Source organism: Nostoc sp. (assembly GCF_036918015.1).
Classification (GTDB): Bacteria; Cyanobacteriota; Cyanobacteriia; order Cyanobacteriales; family Nostocaceae; genus Nostoc.
This window is the reverse complement of sequence record NZ_JBALEO010000092.1, coordinates 1-16,177: the sequence shown is the minus strand read 5'-3', so window position 1 is coordinate 16,177 and position 16,177 is coordinate 1. Positions and strand designations below refer to the sequence as shown.

Below are 16,177 nucleotides of genomic sequence, written 5' to 3'. Positions count from 1 at the left end.
AGGCTTCAGACGCTATTGAGCAGGCAAGGAGCAGGTTACTTGCAAGAGCGGACACTCTATAAATAAATATGACAGAACTTGGTTTTTTGATTTACTAACTGATCTATTAATGATGAGGGAGCAATCAAATTTGTGCAGGCTCAAATCAACTTTTCGCCCTATTCAGTACCACAAACTTGTCCAATAACGGCTAATGTGCAAAGTTACAGTAAGCATTACCTACTGAAATTTTTATTTTATTAAATACAAAGTATCAAAGTTAAAACTTGTCAATAACAGCATATTTGCTTTCCCTATTTTTGAAAATACTTCTTAAGATATATTCGCTTTTGTGAGCTAAAGAAAGAATAAGCGTCTCAGTCAATGCTTTTGGGCTGACAAGAGCATTTTGCTTAGACGTTGCTGAATTTAGGCATGAAAAAGAAGGCTGGAGGCTGGAGGCTGGAGGCAGAAGGGAAACCTCATATCTTGCACCTAGCGCTGGCGATTAGAAATCGCGGCTATACAAACAAAGTCCGCCTACGCGGACTAATGCAAAATCAAGGTTTTCAACCCGTGCAGGTGTTCACTGAGCGGCTGGTGAGCGGAGTCGAACCATGTCGTACTCCTTACGGGGAAGCAAGCTACGCGCAGCTTCTCGTAAAGAAGTGCGGGTTTTGCCATCAACTAAACGCTTACGCTGTATTCATTTTGAATTTTGAATTTTGAATTCCGCCTTGTGCTACTAGTCTCTACACCAAGATTTATACATCTAAGTCAGCAACGCCCTTTTTCTTATTTACAGTCGAGCAATTATCTTGGCATTCTCTGGTAGCTTGGCGTCTCTTTGTCCAGCAGTACGCGCCCTAGCTGTGAACAAACCAATGGGAGTACTTAATAAATCTACAAGGGTGGCTTGCTGCACCAACGCCTTTTTAATATCTCTTGGTACTTCTTTCAATAACCAACGTGCCAAACGATAGCCGTATTCTTTAGGTGTCATCTCTCGCATTAAATCTACACCGTGCAGTTCGTGCAGATAGCGATTTGAGCGTCCATAACGCCGCCATTGACTTTGCAGTTCTTGAAGTGTAGCGCGGTGGCGGTGCTGAACGATCGCATTTGGGGCAAATTCCAAACGCCCGATGTTTTCCCCCAAAATCCGCCAACAAATATCAGCATCACCACCAGTAGTTAGATAGGGACGAAATAAACCCACTTTTTTAAAGGCAATGTGGCGAATCGCCAAATTAGCTGTTTGACCATAAGGACGAAAGGAATGCTTCAGGGTGTGCTTTTGCGATAAAGTTTCTTGACGGTCTGCGTGTTGTTCTAGCAGAGTTGTGCCTGGTAGTGCCAAAATTTCACCAGCAACAATTACTACTTCTGGGTTGACAAAAGGCTGAATTAGTGTATCTAACCATTGCGGTTGTGGGCGACAATCTGCATCGGTAAAAACCATAATTTCCCCCGTAGCGGCGCGAATCCCAGTATTACGAGCAGCGTAAGAGCTTTGAATTTGGGTTTCGCTCAAAGGGCGAATTGTAATTGGGCAATTTTCGGCAGATGTTTTCAGGATGGTGAGAGTGCGATCGCTACTGTTATTGTCTACCAACAAGTATTCTACCCGGTCTTTTGGGTAAGTTTGAGACAATAGACAATTGATTAACTCTGGTAAATCCGCCTCACCGTTATAAATAGGAACAACCACCGACACCATTGGTAAAAATCTGGTGGCAGCGGTTGCATCAACTGGCTGATGATTCATAAATCTGAGATTTTGGAGATGGGATTAGTAGCTAGTATTCCCAAACCAAAATCCTGGAACGGCATATCAAGCAGTTTTCATAACTCCAAAAATCTGGATTTGGGAATACTACTATATAAACACCTGGGAACAAATCATTCGCGTCAGTTTAAAATTTCAGGTTATCGGCGCGGCTCATGGGTCGAGTCGGTTGATTTGCTGGCGGCTGGGCAAAGTTGTTATTTGATAGAATTGCGATCGCTCGAGCATATTGGGGATCGCTCTTAGTTCCGATTAAATTTGGATTAGAAGCCAATTGGCGCTCTTGTGCTTCTGTCAAGTCTAGCTTGATATCTGGGGCAATCCCTTTATGGTTAATATCTGTTCCCGCCGGGGTGTAGTAATGGGCTATGGTGACAGCCAACCCGGAACCATCGGCGAGTTCATGAACTGACTGCACTAGGGCTTTGCCAAAAGTTTGACCACCTACGACTACCGCCCGCTTATTATCCTTGAGTGCCCCTGTAAGGATTTCGCTAGCACTAGCTGAATTGCCATCCACTAAGACCGCCAAAGGACGATTTGTCAAAGCAGTGCGATTAGCTTTAGTTTCCTCAGTGCTGCCCACACGGTCTACTGTCTTGACAATTCCGCCGTCATTATACCACATCCGAGCAATTTCAATGCTCGCCTGCAACAAACCGCCAGGATTCCCCCGCAAATCCAAGACATAAGAATCAACTTTCTTAGTGTTCAAATCGCGGATGGCTCGTTGCATTTGTTCTGCGGCGTGGGCGCTAAATTCTCGCAAACGGATATAGCCAACGCGGCGATTCCCTTCTTGCTTGAGGGTATAACGTACTGTTGGCACTTCAATACTTGCCCTTGTCAACTTCAAATCAAAGGCAGTTTGGCCTGGGCGTCCCAACCGTAGCTTAATGGGAGTACCCGCTTTACCACGGATTAGCTTAGAAGCATCATCCACTTTCATTTTGAGAGTGGATTTGCCGTCAATTGCCAAAATTTCATCGCCTGCTTTGACCCCAGCTTTGAGTGCTGGAGAATTTTCTATGGCTTCGACAACAGTGAGGCGCTGAGTTTTTTCGTTTACTTCCATCCGAACGCCAATCCCAGAAACTTCCCCAGATGTTTGGCTAGTTAGAGCTTCAAATTGTTGGGGGTCCATGAACCGAGTGTAAGGATCTCCCAATTTTTGTAAAGCTTCGCGGATGGCAGTGTATGCTTCTTCCTTAGAAGAGTAGTCTTTGCTCAACAGGCTTTGCCTAGTTGCTTGCCAATCTTGTTGATTAAATTTACCATCAACATATTCATGATTTACCAGTTGCCAAACTTGGTCAACTATCACTTTTGGGCTGTCTTGGAGGGCTAGAGCAGCACGGACACCACGAGTCCAAGCGGGGCCGAACACGGATATGGTAGCAGTTGTGGCGATCGCTCCACCAATCAAGGCTACTTGGAGCGGTGAGTAACTTTTCGCAGATTGGTTCATGTATATTTAGCTGGAATAATTGTGTTGTTGACAGTTTAGCAATCAGGCTTTCCAGAAATTTTTAAGTTTTTATACCCCAGAATCAACTATGCTTCTTCATCATTTTTATCCTTAAATGATGCCAAAAATGCCGCATTAGTTATTAACAATCATTTCTCAGTTTGTTAGTCTTCTCCGGAAGGCTATACTGAGTATGTGACACTTTAATTAGCGTCATCTTTGCATTCTAGATTACTTTTATAAGATAGCACTTTGATCGCTGAATTGCAGTACTGTTATACAGCAATAAAATCAGTTTTTCTTACTTAAGTCATGAAACGCAAATTTACCATCAAATCATTAATTTCTATTAAAAAAAAATCTGCTAATCTGTGGCAATTGTTACAAAAACTCAGTGGTGGATTGTATGTTGTCCTGGGTGTTTGGCTGATTTTCACTACTATAACCTTACTTTTTGCTTCTTCGCAGCCAATAGATGCCTTCTTTGTGCTGGGTGGCAGTATTCGTCGAGAAACTTATGTTGCCCAACTGGCAAAACAACACCCACAAACCCCAATTTTAATTTCTCATGGTTCCCCAGATCCGTGTATACGGTTAATTTTTCAGGCGGAATTAGCAGAGGTACAAAACGTTTGGTTAGAAAACTGCGCGAATTCTACCTTTGAAAATTTTTATTATAGTATTCCAATTCTGCGCCGTTGGGGAGTGCATAAAGTCATGTTGATTACTTCGCCCAGTCATTTACCCAGAGCTAAATGGATGGCACAGATTCTTTTGGGCGCTCATGGTATTTGGGTAGAGCCAGAAATTGTTCAGGAGTTGGGTGTTCCTGGTAATAGTGAATCTTGGACTAAAACTGGATTAGATGTAACACGCAGCTTATTTTGGGCAATTTTAAGTCAAATTATGCAACCGCAATGCTCAAATATTACAAGACTTACTGAAGTAGATATGCAAGCTTGGGAGAATCGAGGTTTTCATTGCGAACACCAAGGGGGGCTGAGGAGATAACTTACTCGTAATGCGTCCACATCCGAATTATCTTGACTACTTGCTCGGATTCGATGACCTCATATACCAACCAGCTTTTCATAAGGTGGAGAATTTTGAAAAGGATTGTCTTCAAGGACTGCGAGAATTCCTCGGCTTTTTCCTTATTGGGCGTAGTTTAATAAAATCTCACTTTTATAAAAATAATTTAGCGATCATTCTGCATGAAATGGGACACTTAGCAGACTTCATATCGAGCTATAGTGAATTTGGTTATTAGACTGCTATCAAGGGTTATAGTCCATGTAACTCAAATACTTCAAGCCAACCCAATCTCCATGTTCAGTAAGACCAAACTTGTACCCATATCCAACATCCCAAAAGCAAAACATATATCGTTGAATTTGTTGGAAATTGTTACGCATGAATTGGGTAACAGGTTTTTCCGATGAATCTCCATCATACTTAACTTTGAAATAGTAAGGATCGTCATCAAACATCTTTCCTGCTTTTAAGGCAAGTTCGATTGCGATCGGTTCCTCTGAGGACATTGTGCAAAAAATTTGGTGGTTGTAGACGACGTAATCGTAATACCCGTAACACTCTATCGGCTTTAACTTTACAAGCACCTTACTAATTTTTTCATGTATGTCTCGTGCGACTGGCTTCGTCGATTGACAGGCAGTTAATGAAGCAAGTTCTGGATGGAAAGAGTTCGTGTATCGATTCCAAACCTGATCGGGAACCGTAGGTGCAAGGCAGATCCACTCTAAATCTGAAGTTTGACCAACGATGATAAAAATCTTAAATTCTTGTGCCCAAGAAACGTTAAGGCTCCGATTAATGCTGCGAAGACTGTAGGCTCTAAGGTTTTGTAAGCTGCTTTTGAGAAAATAAGCTAGAGCGTTGTAGTACTGGTTTTGCTGTGATTGCAAATAAGGACTCCAGGAATCATCTTTACGCTCACGCCGAGAAGAAGCGTACTTGTATCCAGGATACTCTTTTGGGTCTGTTGGCATTCCCCGACGTGCTATCCCTTTCCATGTTGCAATCACTTGATCGAAATCAGTAGTTTGAACAAAGCCTTCCGACAATAATAAATTCCAGCAATTCAGTCCTCCCCTATTCTCTGTATTCCAGACAAACGGCTGACGATTTTCTGTATAATTTCTAAACCGACTAATAAGGTCTTGCGTTTCTGGGTGCATAAATCATCCAGGTGTAAATTTGTGCATTAACAAGCACATTTTAGTGTAATGGCTTGTTTCTAGACATCACTTGTGCTAATACACCCAATGGATATCAATGCAAAAGTTCCCAATCTTGCAGCATCAAAATAGCATCTCTATACAAAGATAAATCCGCCTGATTAACTTCTATTCCCTCTCCGATTCCTTGTAGAAGGGTAATTGTCAATTTTCCTCCCAAGTGTTCGCGGAATTCGGTAAGCCCCCTAAACAGACAATGCGGATGATCTAGTTGATCTAATTGCTCTGTCAATGCCGATACGTACAAAGTAAAGCCTAATTTTTTGAGTGTAGTTAGAACCCTTTGCCACTCTGATTGCAAGAGTTGCCCTGTTAAATATGAATAGGTTGTATCTAAAGCAATGCCGATCGCTACAGCTTCACCATGACGTAAGCTGTAATTAGTTAAATGCTCTAGTTTGTGAGCAGCCCAGTGTCCAAAATCTAAAGGACGTGATGAACCCATTTCAAAGGGATCGCCGCTACCAGCAATATGCTCTAAGTGCAACTGAGAACAGCGATAGACTAGCCTTTCCATTATGTCCATGTCTCGATTAGCCAATTTATCGGCATTAGTCATAATGAAATCGAAGAAATCTGCGTCTTTAATCAGCGCTACTTTCACAGCTTCTGCAATGCCCGATCGCCAATCTCGATCGTCGAGGGTAGTCAGAAAATCAAAGTCATTCAAGACAGCATAAGGTGGCATGAATGTACCCAAAAAGTTTTTCTTACCGAAGGCATTGATTCCGTTCTTTACTCCTACACCCGAATCATTTTGCCCTAATACTGTTGTCGGTACTCGTAGTAGTCGAATTCCTCGGTGAGCCGTTGTTGCTGCATATCCTGCCATGTCTAGGACGGCTCCACCTCCAATTGCTAAGACGTAGGAGTGACGGCATAATCCAGCTGCATTGATCCGCTGATGAATTTGTTCTATAAATCTAGAATCGTTTTTGACTGCTTCTCCACCCGGAACTACTATCGGCTCACCGCTCAGTGTTAGTACATCTTCATAACATTGGGCATAGGCTGATAATTTTTTTAATAGCCCATCTTGATATTGTAAAAATCCTCCATCTACCACCGCTAGCACTTGTTTTGGAGTTGTCTCTCCATCTGCGGCGATCGCTTGTGCAAGTAAAGGATTATCTAACTGAAACAGACCTCTAGTGAAGTGAACATCATAATTGAAAGTAACACGGACACATTGGTTAATTGGTTGTAGATTAAGAGCGCTTTTTTGTTGAATAGCCATTTGAATATTATTACTTTTAAGTAACTGTAAATCGACACATTATTGCAATTAAAATTAATCGCAATATAAACAGATCAATCCATTATGCAATTCAATTCTTAGAGAAATTACTAGACAAATCTATTTATTAAAATAATCATACTTTTGAAGTGTCTTCGCCTAACAGATAAAGTTCAGATTAACATGAATTTAAAATTTATATTAATGCCTATGCTTGATATCTGAGGTTAGTAATGGAGATCATTATTACATAAAATTCTAATTTTTTTCCGTAAGATAATTTTAGGATTTATCTAATCAAAATAGTATCTTTACAGTATCTTCTTTAAAGTCAGGAGATTTTTATAGATTTAGTGAAGTTATGATCTCAGTAGTATATTATCTAACTGCTTCAATCCCAAAAGATCAAGTTTAGTGGTAAATTTTATACTTGGTTGCCACAAAAAAGTTGGGCAACTTATGCTGAATTTATCATGAGTAAAGTAAACACATTACTGCATCACTGGTTGTTAAAGTCTGTTTCAGAGAAAGCTTTTACTTGGTTGGAACAGAAGCAGGCACAGATTGCTAGCGGCGCTGCTGAACGAGTGTTTTTTACGGCTTTTAGTGCTGTGCCGCGTTATCTAGGTAAGCAGGATTTGCAGCTAACATTCCAGGACTTGGAAGCAGCAGAGGATCTGATTCCCGGCTGGTATCCTGGTAATTGGAGTGTAGATCAAGCCGGTCGCACACTTTTGCTTTTAGCTTTGCCCCATGATGATGCTGAGGGCTACGTGCGATCGCTCGATCGAGTCTTCTCCACTGCCGATATGGGGGAGTTAGTTGCCCTTTATCAAAGTTTGCCGCTAATACCACATCCAGAGTTACATCGCCACCGTACTGCTGAGGGAATCCGCAGCAATATGAGTAATGTCTTTCAAGCTATAGCACTGCGTAACCCTTATCCAGCAAATTACTTAGATAATGCTGCTTGGAATCAGATGGTACTGAAGGCTGTGTTTGTCGGCAGTCCTTTACATCTAATTTGGGGTCTAGATCGGCGTGCTAACCCAGAATTGGCGAAGATGTTGGCAGATTATGCCCATGAACGTTGGGCAGCTAAACGCTCAGTTACACCAGAACTTTGGCGACCTGTAGGGCGGTTTGCGGATAGCACCATCATTACAGATTTGGAAAAAGTACTGGCTAATGGGGATATACACGAGCAAGAAGCAGCAGCCTTAGCTTGTGCTGAGTCTCCTTTACCCGAAGCACAAGAATTACTTTCTCATTACCCAGATTTACAGTCATCCATTCAACAAGGTAATCTGACTTGGAGCAGTTTTAGCCGCGATGCCTGCGGCGGGCTGCGCTAACGCTTGTCAGTTTACAAATAAAAGGGACTGGGGAGAAACGCGATTAATCGCGTTTGTACAAGGAAAATTCCCAATGCCCAATACTTCAACTACGCTCAGTACAAGTGCCCAATGCCCAATTCCCAATCATTAAAACCATGATGTTCATCGATCCTCACATTCACATGTGTTCCCGTACTACTTACGATTACTTAGTAATGCGGGAATATGGAATTGTCGCCGTTATTGAACCAGCCTTTTGGTTAGGACAACCTCGAACTAACGCTGGCTCATTTAAAGACTACTTCAGTAGTCTTGTGGGCTGGGAACGGTTTCGTGCTAGCCAGTTTGGCATCCAACACTACTGCACAATCGGCTTAAATCCGAAAGAAGCTAATAACGAAGCGCTAGCAGATGAAGTTATGGAACTACTACCACTTTATGCTTGTAAAGAAGGAGTTGTTGCCATTGGTGAAATTGGCTATGACGATATGACAGAAGCAGAAGATAAGTACTTTTGTCAACAGTTAGAATTAGCCAAAGAACTCGATACGTTGGTACTAATTCATACTCCTCACCGGAATAAAAAAGCGGGTGCTAGTCGGAGTATGGATCGCTGTATTGAATATGGTTTAGATCCTTCACAAGTAGTTATCGATCACAACAACGAAGAAACTGTTGAAGAAGTATTAGGACGCGGTTTTTGGGCGGCTTTCACGATTTACCCACAGACGAAGATGGGTAACGCCAGGATGGTAGAAGTTGTCCGTAAGTATGGATGCGATAGCGTAGCGGGACGTGATAACGTTCGTCGCATCATTGTAGATAGTAGTGCTGATTGGGGTATTAGCGATCCTTTGGCAGTCCCAAAAACGGCTCAGTTAATGTTAGATAGGGGTATTCCTGAAGAACATGTGCGAGCGGTTTGTTATGAAAATGCCCTAGCTGCTTACAGTCAAACTGGGCAGATGCAAGCTTCAGACTGGCTCAATCCTCAATCTATCGATCAACGTCAGTTGTTCAGTGGTAATTCTGTGTTGCGGGGACAAGAACCAGGAATCAAATCAGCTTCAGATTTTGTGTTGATTGAGTAGAAAATGGGAAGGCGGGATTGGGCATTGCAAGAGAGATTTCCATCTTAATATGCAGTTTATTTTGAAAAATTACTAGGCAGGGAGGCAGATAAGTGAATGTTGCAAGCTTAAATTTTCAAAGCTGGCGGGGTTATCTGGAATTGATGCGTCCTGCTAATATTGTTACTGCTTGGGCGGATATTCTTCTAGGTTTTGCTGCTTCTGGTTCTGGGATTATTTTTATTCAATTAATGAATGGAGAAGCAAATTTTTCCATACTAATTCCATTAGCTTGGTTGTTATTGGCTACAACTGGTTTATATGGTGGTGGGATAGTTTTTAACGATGTTTTTGATGCAGAATTAGATGCAAAAGAGCGACCAAATAGAGCAATTCCCAGTGGTCGCGTATCTCGTCAAAATGCTACTTTATTGGGGAGTATACTGTTTGCAATCGGGATTGTAGCTGCTTTTCAAGTATCCTTGTTGAGTGCTGCGATCGCTATTTTTATCACTCTTTCATGCCTCCTCTATAACTCACTCGCCAAACATCATCCTTTTTTCGGCCCTTTAAATATGGGTTTGTGCCGTGGCAGTAACTTATTATTAGGCGTAAGTGCTGTACCAGAAATTATCGGAGAACGTTGGTATTTAGCGCTGATTCCTGTTCTTTATATTGCTGCTATCACCGCAATTAGTCAGGGTGAAGTTCACGGAGGTAAGAAGATTACAGGAGTACTAGCACTACTGCTAATTGCAATAGTTTTGACAGCAGTTTTAGCTTTAGGATTATTAGAAGAGTATACAGCGATCGCAGCCCTACCATTTGCTATTTTCTTAGCGATCAGAATCTTGCCTAACTTTATCAAAGCGGCGCGAGAACCGATAGCCGAAAATATCCGAAATGCTGTGAAAATAGGCGTTTTATCTCTAATAGTCTTAGATGCAACCATTGCATCTGGTTTTGCTGGTTTGTATTACGGCTTATTCGTTCTAATCTTGCTACCAATTTCGATGAAGTTAGCAAAACTATTTGCTGTTACTTAAATTGGAATGTATACACCCAGTAATACTATTAATTGACAGTAGCGGCGCACATCTATGCATTGGTGTCAACTTAAGCCGAAAATTATATCAGACAGGCGTTTTGCAAATCCCTCACGCCCTCATCCCCTAACCCCTTCTCCCTTGGGAGAAGGGGAATTGAATATCTAGCTCCCCTCTCCCTTGGGGAGAGGGGCTGGGGGTGAGGGCAAAACGTTGTCACCAAGCGGGTTTCACGTTAAGTTGACACCAATGACATCTATGCGCCCCTAACTATGAATATGTAGCAAGTATTTTGCGAAATACTTTAAGCCAAAGAAAACAGATTACATATACAAAGGATAGAGCTAGAAAATGAAAATTACAAAAAACAATAATTTTCACTTAACTTATTGTAGCAATATTCATCCTGGTGAAAGTTGGCTAGAGGTTTTCGCCAATTTAGAGAAGTATATTCCTGAACTCAAATCACGTTTATCACCTACAGAACCTTTTGGTATTGGCTTGAGGTTAGCAGATGTTGCCGCAAAACAACTTTTAGAAAGTAATAACTTAGCTAAATTCCAAGCTTGGCTAACTCAAGAAGATTTGTATGTTTTCACCTTAAACGGATTTCCTTATGGCGGATTTCATCGACAGGTGGTAAAAGACCAAGTTTATGCACCTGATTGGTCTACACAAGAACGGGCTGATTATACATTAAACTTGGCACATATTTTAGCTAGTTTATTACCCCAAGGACTTGATGGCGGAATTTCTACATTACCATTATCCTATAAACCTTGGTGGGTAAAAGACCAAGCAACTTTCGAGACTGTTCTGAAAAAGAGTTGTTTGAATATAGCATCAGTTGTTGTAGAAATGATTCGCATCGGTGAAGAAACAGGCAAGATACTTCATATTGATTTAGAACCTGAGCCTGATGGTTTGATTGAAAACACCTCAGAAGTAATTGATTTTTATCAAAATTGGTTATTGCCAATTGGTGGTATTTATTTATCAGAGAAATTAAATATTGAGCAGGATTTAGCAGAGACTAAATTGCTAGAACACGTTCGGGTTTGCTATGACACCTGCCATTTCTCAGTTGAATATGAGCAGCCAGCTTCTGTATTTACACGTTTGCAATCGGCAGGAATTAAGATTGGAAAAATTCAAATCAGCGCTGCAATTAAAGTAAAAATACCTGCTGAGGTTGAGAAGCGTAGTTTGATAGTTGAGCGTTTACGTCCTTTTGCTGAATCTACTTATCTTCACCAGGTAATAGAACGTCGCAGCGATGACACACTCCATCACTATCCTGACTTAATAACTGCATTACCACATTTAGAACAATCTCTTGCTGAAGAATGGCGCACTCACTTTCATGTGCCAATTTTTATTCATGATTATCAAATTTTGCAATCTACCCAAGATGATATTGCTACTGTTTTACAGCTACTTCAAACAAACAATGCTTGCTCACATTTAGAAATTGAAACTTACACTTGGGATGTATTGCCGTCAGAAATGAAGATAGATTTGCTAACTTCTATTCAGCGTGAATATGAGTGGGTATTAAAAATAATTCGTAATTCGTAATGACGCTCCTGCGTCGCTAACGCTGCGCTAACGTAATTCGTAATTAATTAAGATTTGAACTGGATTTTTGAGTTTAAATCTGTAGAGATGCATTATGGTACATTTCTAGTTAATTTTTTCAAATTGGTATAAGAGAGGACTAAGTTTATGCAGAAAACAGTTGTTCTAAATGTCGTGGGATTAACACCCAGTTTATTAGGAGAAAACACGCCGTTTTTATCTTCTTGGGCGGCTAAAGGGCAAGTGGTTCCTATCAAAAAAGTGTTACCTGCTGTGACTTGTTCGGTTCAAGCTACTTATTTAACCGGAAAATTGCCTAATGAACATGGAATTGTCGCTAATGGTTGGTACTTCCGCGATGAATGTGAAGTGAAGTTTTGGCGACAATCTAATAAGCTAGTTCAGGCTCCCAAAGTTTGGGAAATAGCTAAATCAATTGATCCAAATTTCACTTGTGCCAACCTTTTTTGGTGGTACAATATGTACTCCACAGCAGATTATGCCATTACGCCGCGCCCAATGTATCCCGCAGATGGGAGAAAATTACCTGATATTTATACCCATCCTAGTGATGTGCGATCGCAAATTCAATCTGATTTAGGAAACTTCCCTTTGTTCGATTTCTGGGGCCCCAAAACTTCCATTAGTTCTAGCCAATGGATTGCCAATTCCGCAAAGTGGATTGAGGAACGTTACAGCCCGACATTATCACTAGTTTATCTACCACATTTAGATTACTGTCTGCAAAAATTTGGTAACAATCAAACACAGATTCAAGCAGATTTACGAGAAATTGATGCTGTTTGTGGAGATTTAATTGAATATTTTCAAGCACGTGATACTCAGGTAGTTATTCTTTCTGAGTACGGCATTACGCCAGTTTCTAAAGCGGTGGATTTGAACCGCGTACTACGAGAAAATGGTTTAATTGCTGTGCGAGAAGAATTAGGGCGAGAACTACTCGATTTTGGTGCTAGCATTGCCTTTGCCGTTGCCGATCATCAAATTGCTCATGTATATGTGAACGATCCGGCGTATATCCCGAAAGTGCGATCGCTTTTAGAAGCGACTGAAGGTGTAGCGCAGGTATTGGATGAACAGGGTAAACAAGCCTACCATCTCGATCATCCTAGATCGGGAGAGTTGGTAGCGATCGCACAATCTGACGCTTGGTTTACCTATTATTATTGGCTCGATGATGCGAAAGCGCCTGATTTTGCTAGAACTGTAGATATCCACCGCAAACCTGGTTACGATCCTGTAGAACTTTTCCTCGATCCGCAAATAAAATTTCCTCAAGGCAAAGTTGCTCTCAAGTTACTTAAGAAACAACTGGGTTTTCGCTACTTAATGGATGTGATCCCTCTGGATGCTTCGCTGGTGCGTGGCTCTCACGGTAATATCACCACTTCTGTTGATGAAGGGCCTCTATTTATCACCCATCAAACTCACCTAGTTAATGAACATCAAATTGAGGCGACAGATGTTTGCTCGTTGATTCTCAAACATTTAAATACCTGAAAGGCAGTATAGAGGCGATATATCGTCTCTACATCTTACCAAAATACAAAAAATTCCTTGTAATTCATAGTCATATCGAGTATGCTTTATATAAACTCGTTATGACTATGAATTAGATTGTTCTATCTGTAGGCATCGGTCAATCTACTGACTAAAATGTACTGTGGGCAATCTGAGTAACTTACATGGAGAGCTTCTTTAACCATGACTGAACCCCAAAACTTGACAACTGCTGACGGTATTCCAGTTAGCGATAACCAGAACTCACTTACAGCTGGAGCGCGTGGCCCTGTATTAATCCAGGATTTCCATCTCTTAGAAAAGCTGGCTCATTTCAACAGAGAACGTATTCCTGAAAGAGTTGTTCACGCTAAAGGTGCGGCTGCTCATGGTACTTTGACTATTACCAATGACATTACCCGCTACAGTAAAGCCAAACTTTTTTCTGAAATTGGCAAGAAAACAGAACTTCTCTTGCGCTTTTCTACAGTCGGAGGAGAAAAGGGTTCAGCAGATGCCGAGCGCGACCCTAGAGGTTTTTCCCTCAAGTTTTATACTGAGGAGGGTAACTGGGATCTTGTAGGTAACAATACCCCTATTTTCTTCATCCGCGACCCTTTGAAGTTTCCTGATTTTATCCATACCCAAAAGCGCAATCCCCAAACCAATTGCAAAGACCAAAATGCAAAGTGGGATTTTTGGTCACTCAGTCCAGAATCGCTTCACCAAGTAACGATCCTCTTTTCAGATCGGGGAGTTCCCAAAACCCATCGCCACATGGACGGTTTTGGTAGCCACACCTTCAGTTTAATTAATGCTGAAGGCGATCGCGTTTGGTGTAAATTTCACTTTAAGACTCTGCAAGGGCATCAAACCTTGACAGAGGAAGAATCAGCTAAGATTAAGGGCGAAGATCCCGATCATGCGACTCACGATCTGTTTGAAGCGATCGCTAACAAAGACTATCCTAAGTGGCGGATGTGCATTCAGGTGATGACTGAAGAGCAAGCGGAAAAACATCCTGATAATCCTTTTGACTTGACCAAAGTTTGGAAACAAGGAGAATATCCTTTAATTGAAGTCGGGATATTAGAGCTAAATCGGAACCCTGAGAATTATTTCGCCGAAGTAGAGCAAGCCGCTTTTAGCCCTAGTGCAGTCGTTCCTGGCGTTAGTTTCTCTCCAGACAAAATGCTGCAAGCTCGAATCTTTTCTTACCCAGATGCTCAACGGTATCGCTTGGGTGGTAACTATCAGCAACTACCTGTCAACCAGCCCAAATGTCCAGTGATGCATTATCAGCGAGATGGCTTTATGGCACCGGGGAACAACGGCGGTAGCGTTCCTAACTATGAACCGAATAGTGCTGAGGGTACGCCCAAAGAAAATCCAGCTTATGCAGAACCACCTAGTCATTTGGGCGATGTCACAGTCGATCGCTACAGTCATCGTGAAGGAAACGACGATTACACCCAAGCAGGTAATCTGTATCGGTTACTAACTCCTGAACAGCAAGAGCGTCTGGCTAAAAATATTGTCGGTAGTCTCTCTCAAGCAAGGGAAGACATCCAAATGCGTCAACTTTGCCACTTCTTCCGGGCAGATATTTCTTATGGTCGTCGTGTAGCTGAAGGATTGGGCATTTCAATCGATCCATCAATGCTGGGTGCTACTGCTCAACCTGTAGGTAACTGGTAGCCTCGTAGTTTCGTAGTAGTTTCGTAGGGTGTGTTATGCCGTAGGCTAACGCACCGAAAACCTGGATGGTGAGTTACGTACTTAAGCTAGATTTAGATCCCCGACTTCTTCAAGAAATCGGGGATTTGATCAATCAAAACAGACTCGTCAACGGAGATAAAATACTCGTTAACGGAGATAAAATACTCGTTAACGGAGATAAAATACTCGTTAACGGAGATAAAATACTCGTTAACGGAGATAAAAGCCTCGTTGACGGAGATAAAAGCCTCGTTAACGGAGCTAAAATACTCGTTAACGGAGATAAAATACTCGTTGACGGAGCTAAAATACTCGTTGACGGAGATAAAATACTCGTTGACGGAGATAAAAGCCTCGTTGACGGAGATAAAATACTCGTTGACGGAGTTCAGAGGCTCATTAAGTAGAGAAATAAAAATATTTACAGTTATTGCGATCGCACCCTTCGCAGAGCATATCGTAGAAAAGTAGTTCTAGGCGTTGCGATCTCATTATTTTGCTTCACTGTCTTTGCAATGACATTGTGTAATTAATTATGCTGCCTACTTATTAAACTAGGATTTGAATCTCAGGCGGGTAATGCAGCCGGTGTAGATTACCTAAATTACTGAAACCAACGCCAGACAAAAGCAACCATTCTCCTGAACCAAGGCTGACGATTCCGCCGCAAGTATTCCAGATTTCCACGGTAAGTTATTGTATTGGGATGATTTGCCCCCAAGCATTTTTCAGCGATTTCCAAAGCTTCGATGTACAAAGCTTCGGCTTCGCTGTACCTTCCCTGTGAATTGTAGAGGAATGCCAAATTGTTCAGGCTACTTGCCACATGAGGGTGTTCATCCCCCAGAAGGCGTTTGCTCATCGCCAAAGCTTCGATATACAAAGGTTCGGCTTCGCTGTACCTTCCCTGTGAACCGTAGAGTAATGCCAAATTATTCAGGCTAGTTGCCACATCTGGGTGTTCATCCCCCAGCAGGCGTTTATACATCGCCAAAGCTTCGATGTACAAAGGTTCGGCTTCGCTGTACCTTCCCTGTGAACCGTAGAGTAATGCCAAATTGTTCAGGCTAAGTGCCACATCTGGGTGTTCATCCCCCAGCAGGCGTTTTCTCATCGCCAAAGCTTCGATGTACAAAGGTTCGGCTTCGCTGTACCTTCCCTGTGATTTGTAGAGT

Annotated in this window: 13 protein-coding genes; 8 read left to right on the top strand and 5 right to left on the bottom strand. The window is 41.9% G+C overall.

The features are described from left to right. Window positions 1-778: 778 nt before the first annotated feature. Window positions 779-1,747, bottom strand: a complete 969-nt coding sequence (locus V7K61_RS28860; RefSeq protein WP_335058854.1) for a glycosyltransferase — start codon at window positions 1,745-1,747, stop codon at window positions 779-781. A gap of 148 nt (window positions 1,748-1,895) precedes the next feature. After that, window positions 1,896-3,236, bottom strand: a complete 1,341-nt coding sequence (ctpB, locus tag V7K61_RS28855) for a carboxyl-terminal processing protease CtpB (protein ID WP_335058852.1) — start codon at window positions 3,234-3,236, stop codon at window positions 1,896-1,898. 312 nt (window positions 3,237-3,548) lie between these two features. Here ctpB and V7K61_RS28850 point away from each other — a divergent pair, with 312 nt between their 5' ends. Then, window positions 3,549-4,247 carry a YdcF family protein gene (locus tag V7K61_RS28850; protein WP_335058850.1) on the top strand — a complete coding sequence of 233 codons (699 nt, stop codon included), beginning with the start codon at window positions 3,549-3,551 and terminating at the stop codon, window positions 4,245-4,247. 266 nt (window positions 4,248-4,513) lie between these two features. Here the strand turns inward: V7K61_RS28850 and V7K61_RS28845 are convergent, their stop codons facing one another. Then, entirely contained in the window at window positions 4,514-5,434 is a 921-nt protein-coding gene (locus V7K61_RS28845) for a hypothetical protein (RefSeq protein ID WP_335058848.1), read from the bottom strand. A gap of 94 nt (window positions 5,435-5,528) precedes the next feature. After that, on the bottom strand, window positions 5,529-6,731 hold the full coding sequence (locus tag V7K61_RS28840; protein ID WP_335058846.1) for a 3-dehydroquinate synthase: 1,203 nt from the start codon (window positions 6,729-6,731) through the stop codon (window positions 5,529-5,531). 473 nt (window positions 6,732-7,204) lie between these two features. Between V7K61_RS28840 and V7K61_RS28835 the strand changes: the two genes are divergently transcribed. The 7 genes from V7K61_RS28835 (at window position 7,205) to V7K61_RS28805 (ending at window position 15,409) form a co-directional block, all read left to right on the top strand. After that, window positions 7,205-8,086, top strand: coding sequence for an EboA family metabolite traffic protein (locus tag V7K61_RS28835; protein ID WP_335058844.1), 882 nt, complete (start codon window positions 7,205-7,207; stop codon window positions 8,084-8,086). Window positions 8,087-8,190: 104 nt separating this feature from the next. After that, window positions 8,191-9,159 (top strand): TatD family hydrolase, encoded by a 969-nt coding sequence (locus V7K61_RS28830; protein ID WP_335058842.1) that lies wholly within the window; start codon window positions 8,191-8,193, stop codon window positions 9,157-9,159. A 92-nt stretch (window positions 9,160-9,251) separates the two neighbouring features. After that, window positions 9,252-10,184, top strand: coding sequence for a UbiA-like protein EboC (eboC, locus tag V7K61_RS28825; RefSeq protein ID WP_335058840.1), 933 nt, complete (start codon window positions 9,252-9,254; stop codon window positions 10,182-10,184). Between the two features lie 351 nt (window positions 10,185-10,535). Continuing rightward, entirely contained in the window at window positions 10,536-11,762 is a 1,227-nt protein-coding gene (gene eboE, locus V7K61_RS28820) for a metabolite traffic protein EboE (protein WP_335058838.1), read from the top strand. A 147-nt stretch (window positions 11,763-11,909) separates the two neighbouring features. After that, a complete protein-coding gene (locus tag V7K61_RS28815) occupies window positions 11,910-13,283 on the top strand; it encodes an alkaline phosphatase family protein (RefSeq protein ID WP_335058836.1) in 1,374 nt (457 codons plus the stop codon). Window positions 13,284-13,487: 204 nt separating this feature from the next. After that, entirely contained in the window at window positions 13,488-14,981 is a 1,494-nt protein-coding gene (locus V7K61_RS28810; protein ID WP_335058834.1) for a catalase, read from the top strand. A gap of 65 nt (window positions 14,982-15,046) precedes the next feature. Beyond that, the gene (locus V7K61_RS28805) at window positions 15,047-15,409 is read left to right on the top strand and encodes a hypothetical protein (RefSeq protein WP_335058832.1); all 363 of its coding nucleotides are present in this window, start codon (window positions 15,047-15,049) and stop codon (window positions 15,407-15,409) included. Between the two features lie 197 nt (window positions 15,410-15,606). Here V7K61_RS28805 and V7K61_RS28800 read toward each other — a convergent pair. After that, the coding region (locus V7K61_RS28800) for a tetratricopeptide repeat-containing protein (protein ID WP_335058830.1) at window positions 15,607-16,177 on the bottom strand (571 nt) is incomplete at its 5' end.

Coding starts and splice junctions, on each gene's coding strand:
- V7K61_RS28860 (WP_335058854.1), bottom strand. CDS start 1,747: ATGAATCATCAGCCAGTTGATGCAACCGCTGCCACCAGATTTTTACCA.
- ctpB (WP_335058852.1), bottom strand. CDS start 3,236: ATGAACCAATCTGCGAAAAGTTACTCACCGCTCCAAGTAGCCTTGATT.
- V7K61_RS28850 (WP_335058850.1), top strand. CDS start 3,549: ATGAAACGCAAATTTACCATCAAATCATTAATTTCTATTAAAAAAAAA.
- V7K61_RS28845 (WP_335058848.1), bottom strand. CDS start 5,434: ATGCACCCAGAAACGCAAGACCTTATTAGTCGGTTTAGAAATTATACA.
- V7K61_RS28840 (WP_335058846.1), bottom strand. CDS start 6,731: ATGGCTATTCAACAAAAAAGCGCTCTTAATCTACAACCAATTAACCAA.
- V7K61_RS28835 (WP_335058844.1), top strand. CDS start 7,205: ATGAGTAAAGTAAACACATTACTGCATCACTGGTTGTTAAAGTCTGTT.
- eboE (WP_335058838.1), top strand. CDS start 10,536: ATGAAAATTACAAAAAACAATAATTTTCACTTAACTTATTGTAGCAAT.
- V7K61_RS28815 (WP_335058836.1), top strand. CDS start 11,910: ATGCAGAAAACAGTTGTTCTAAATGTCGTGGGATTAACACCCAGTTTA.
- V7K61_RS28810 (WP_335058834.1), top strand. CDS start 13,488: ATGACTGAACCCCAAAACTTGACAACTGCTGACGGTATTCCAGTTAGC.
- V7K61_RS28805 (WP_335058832.1), top strand. CDS start 15,047: ATGGTGAGTTACGTACTTAAGCTAGATTTAGATCCCCGACTTCTTCAA.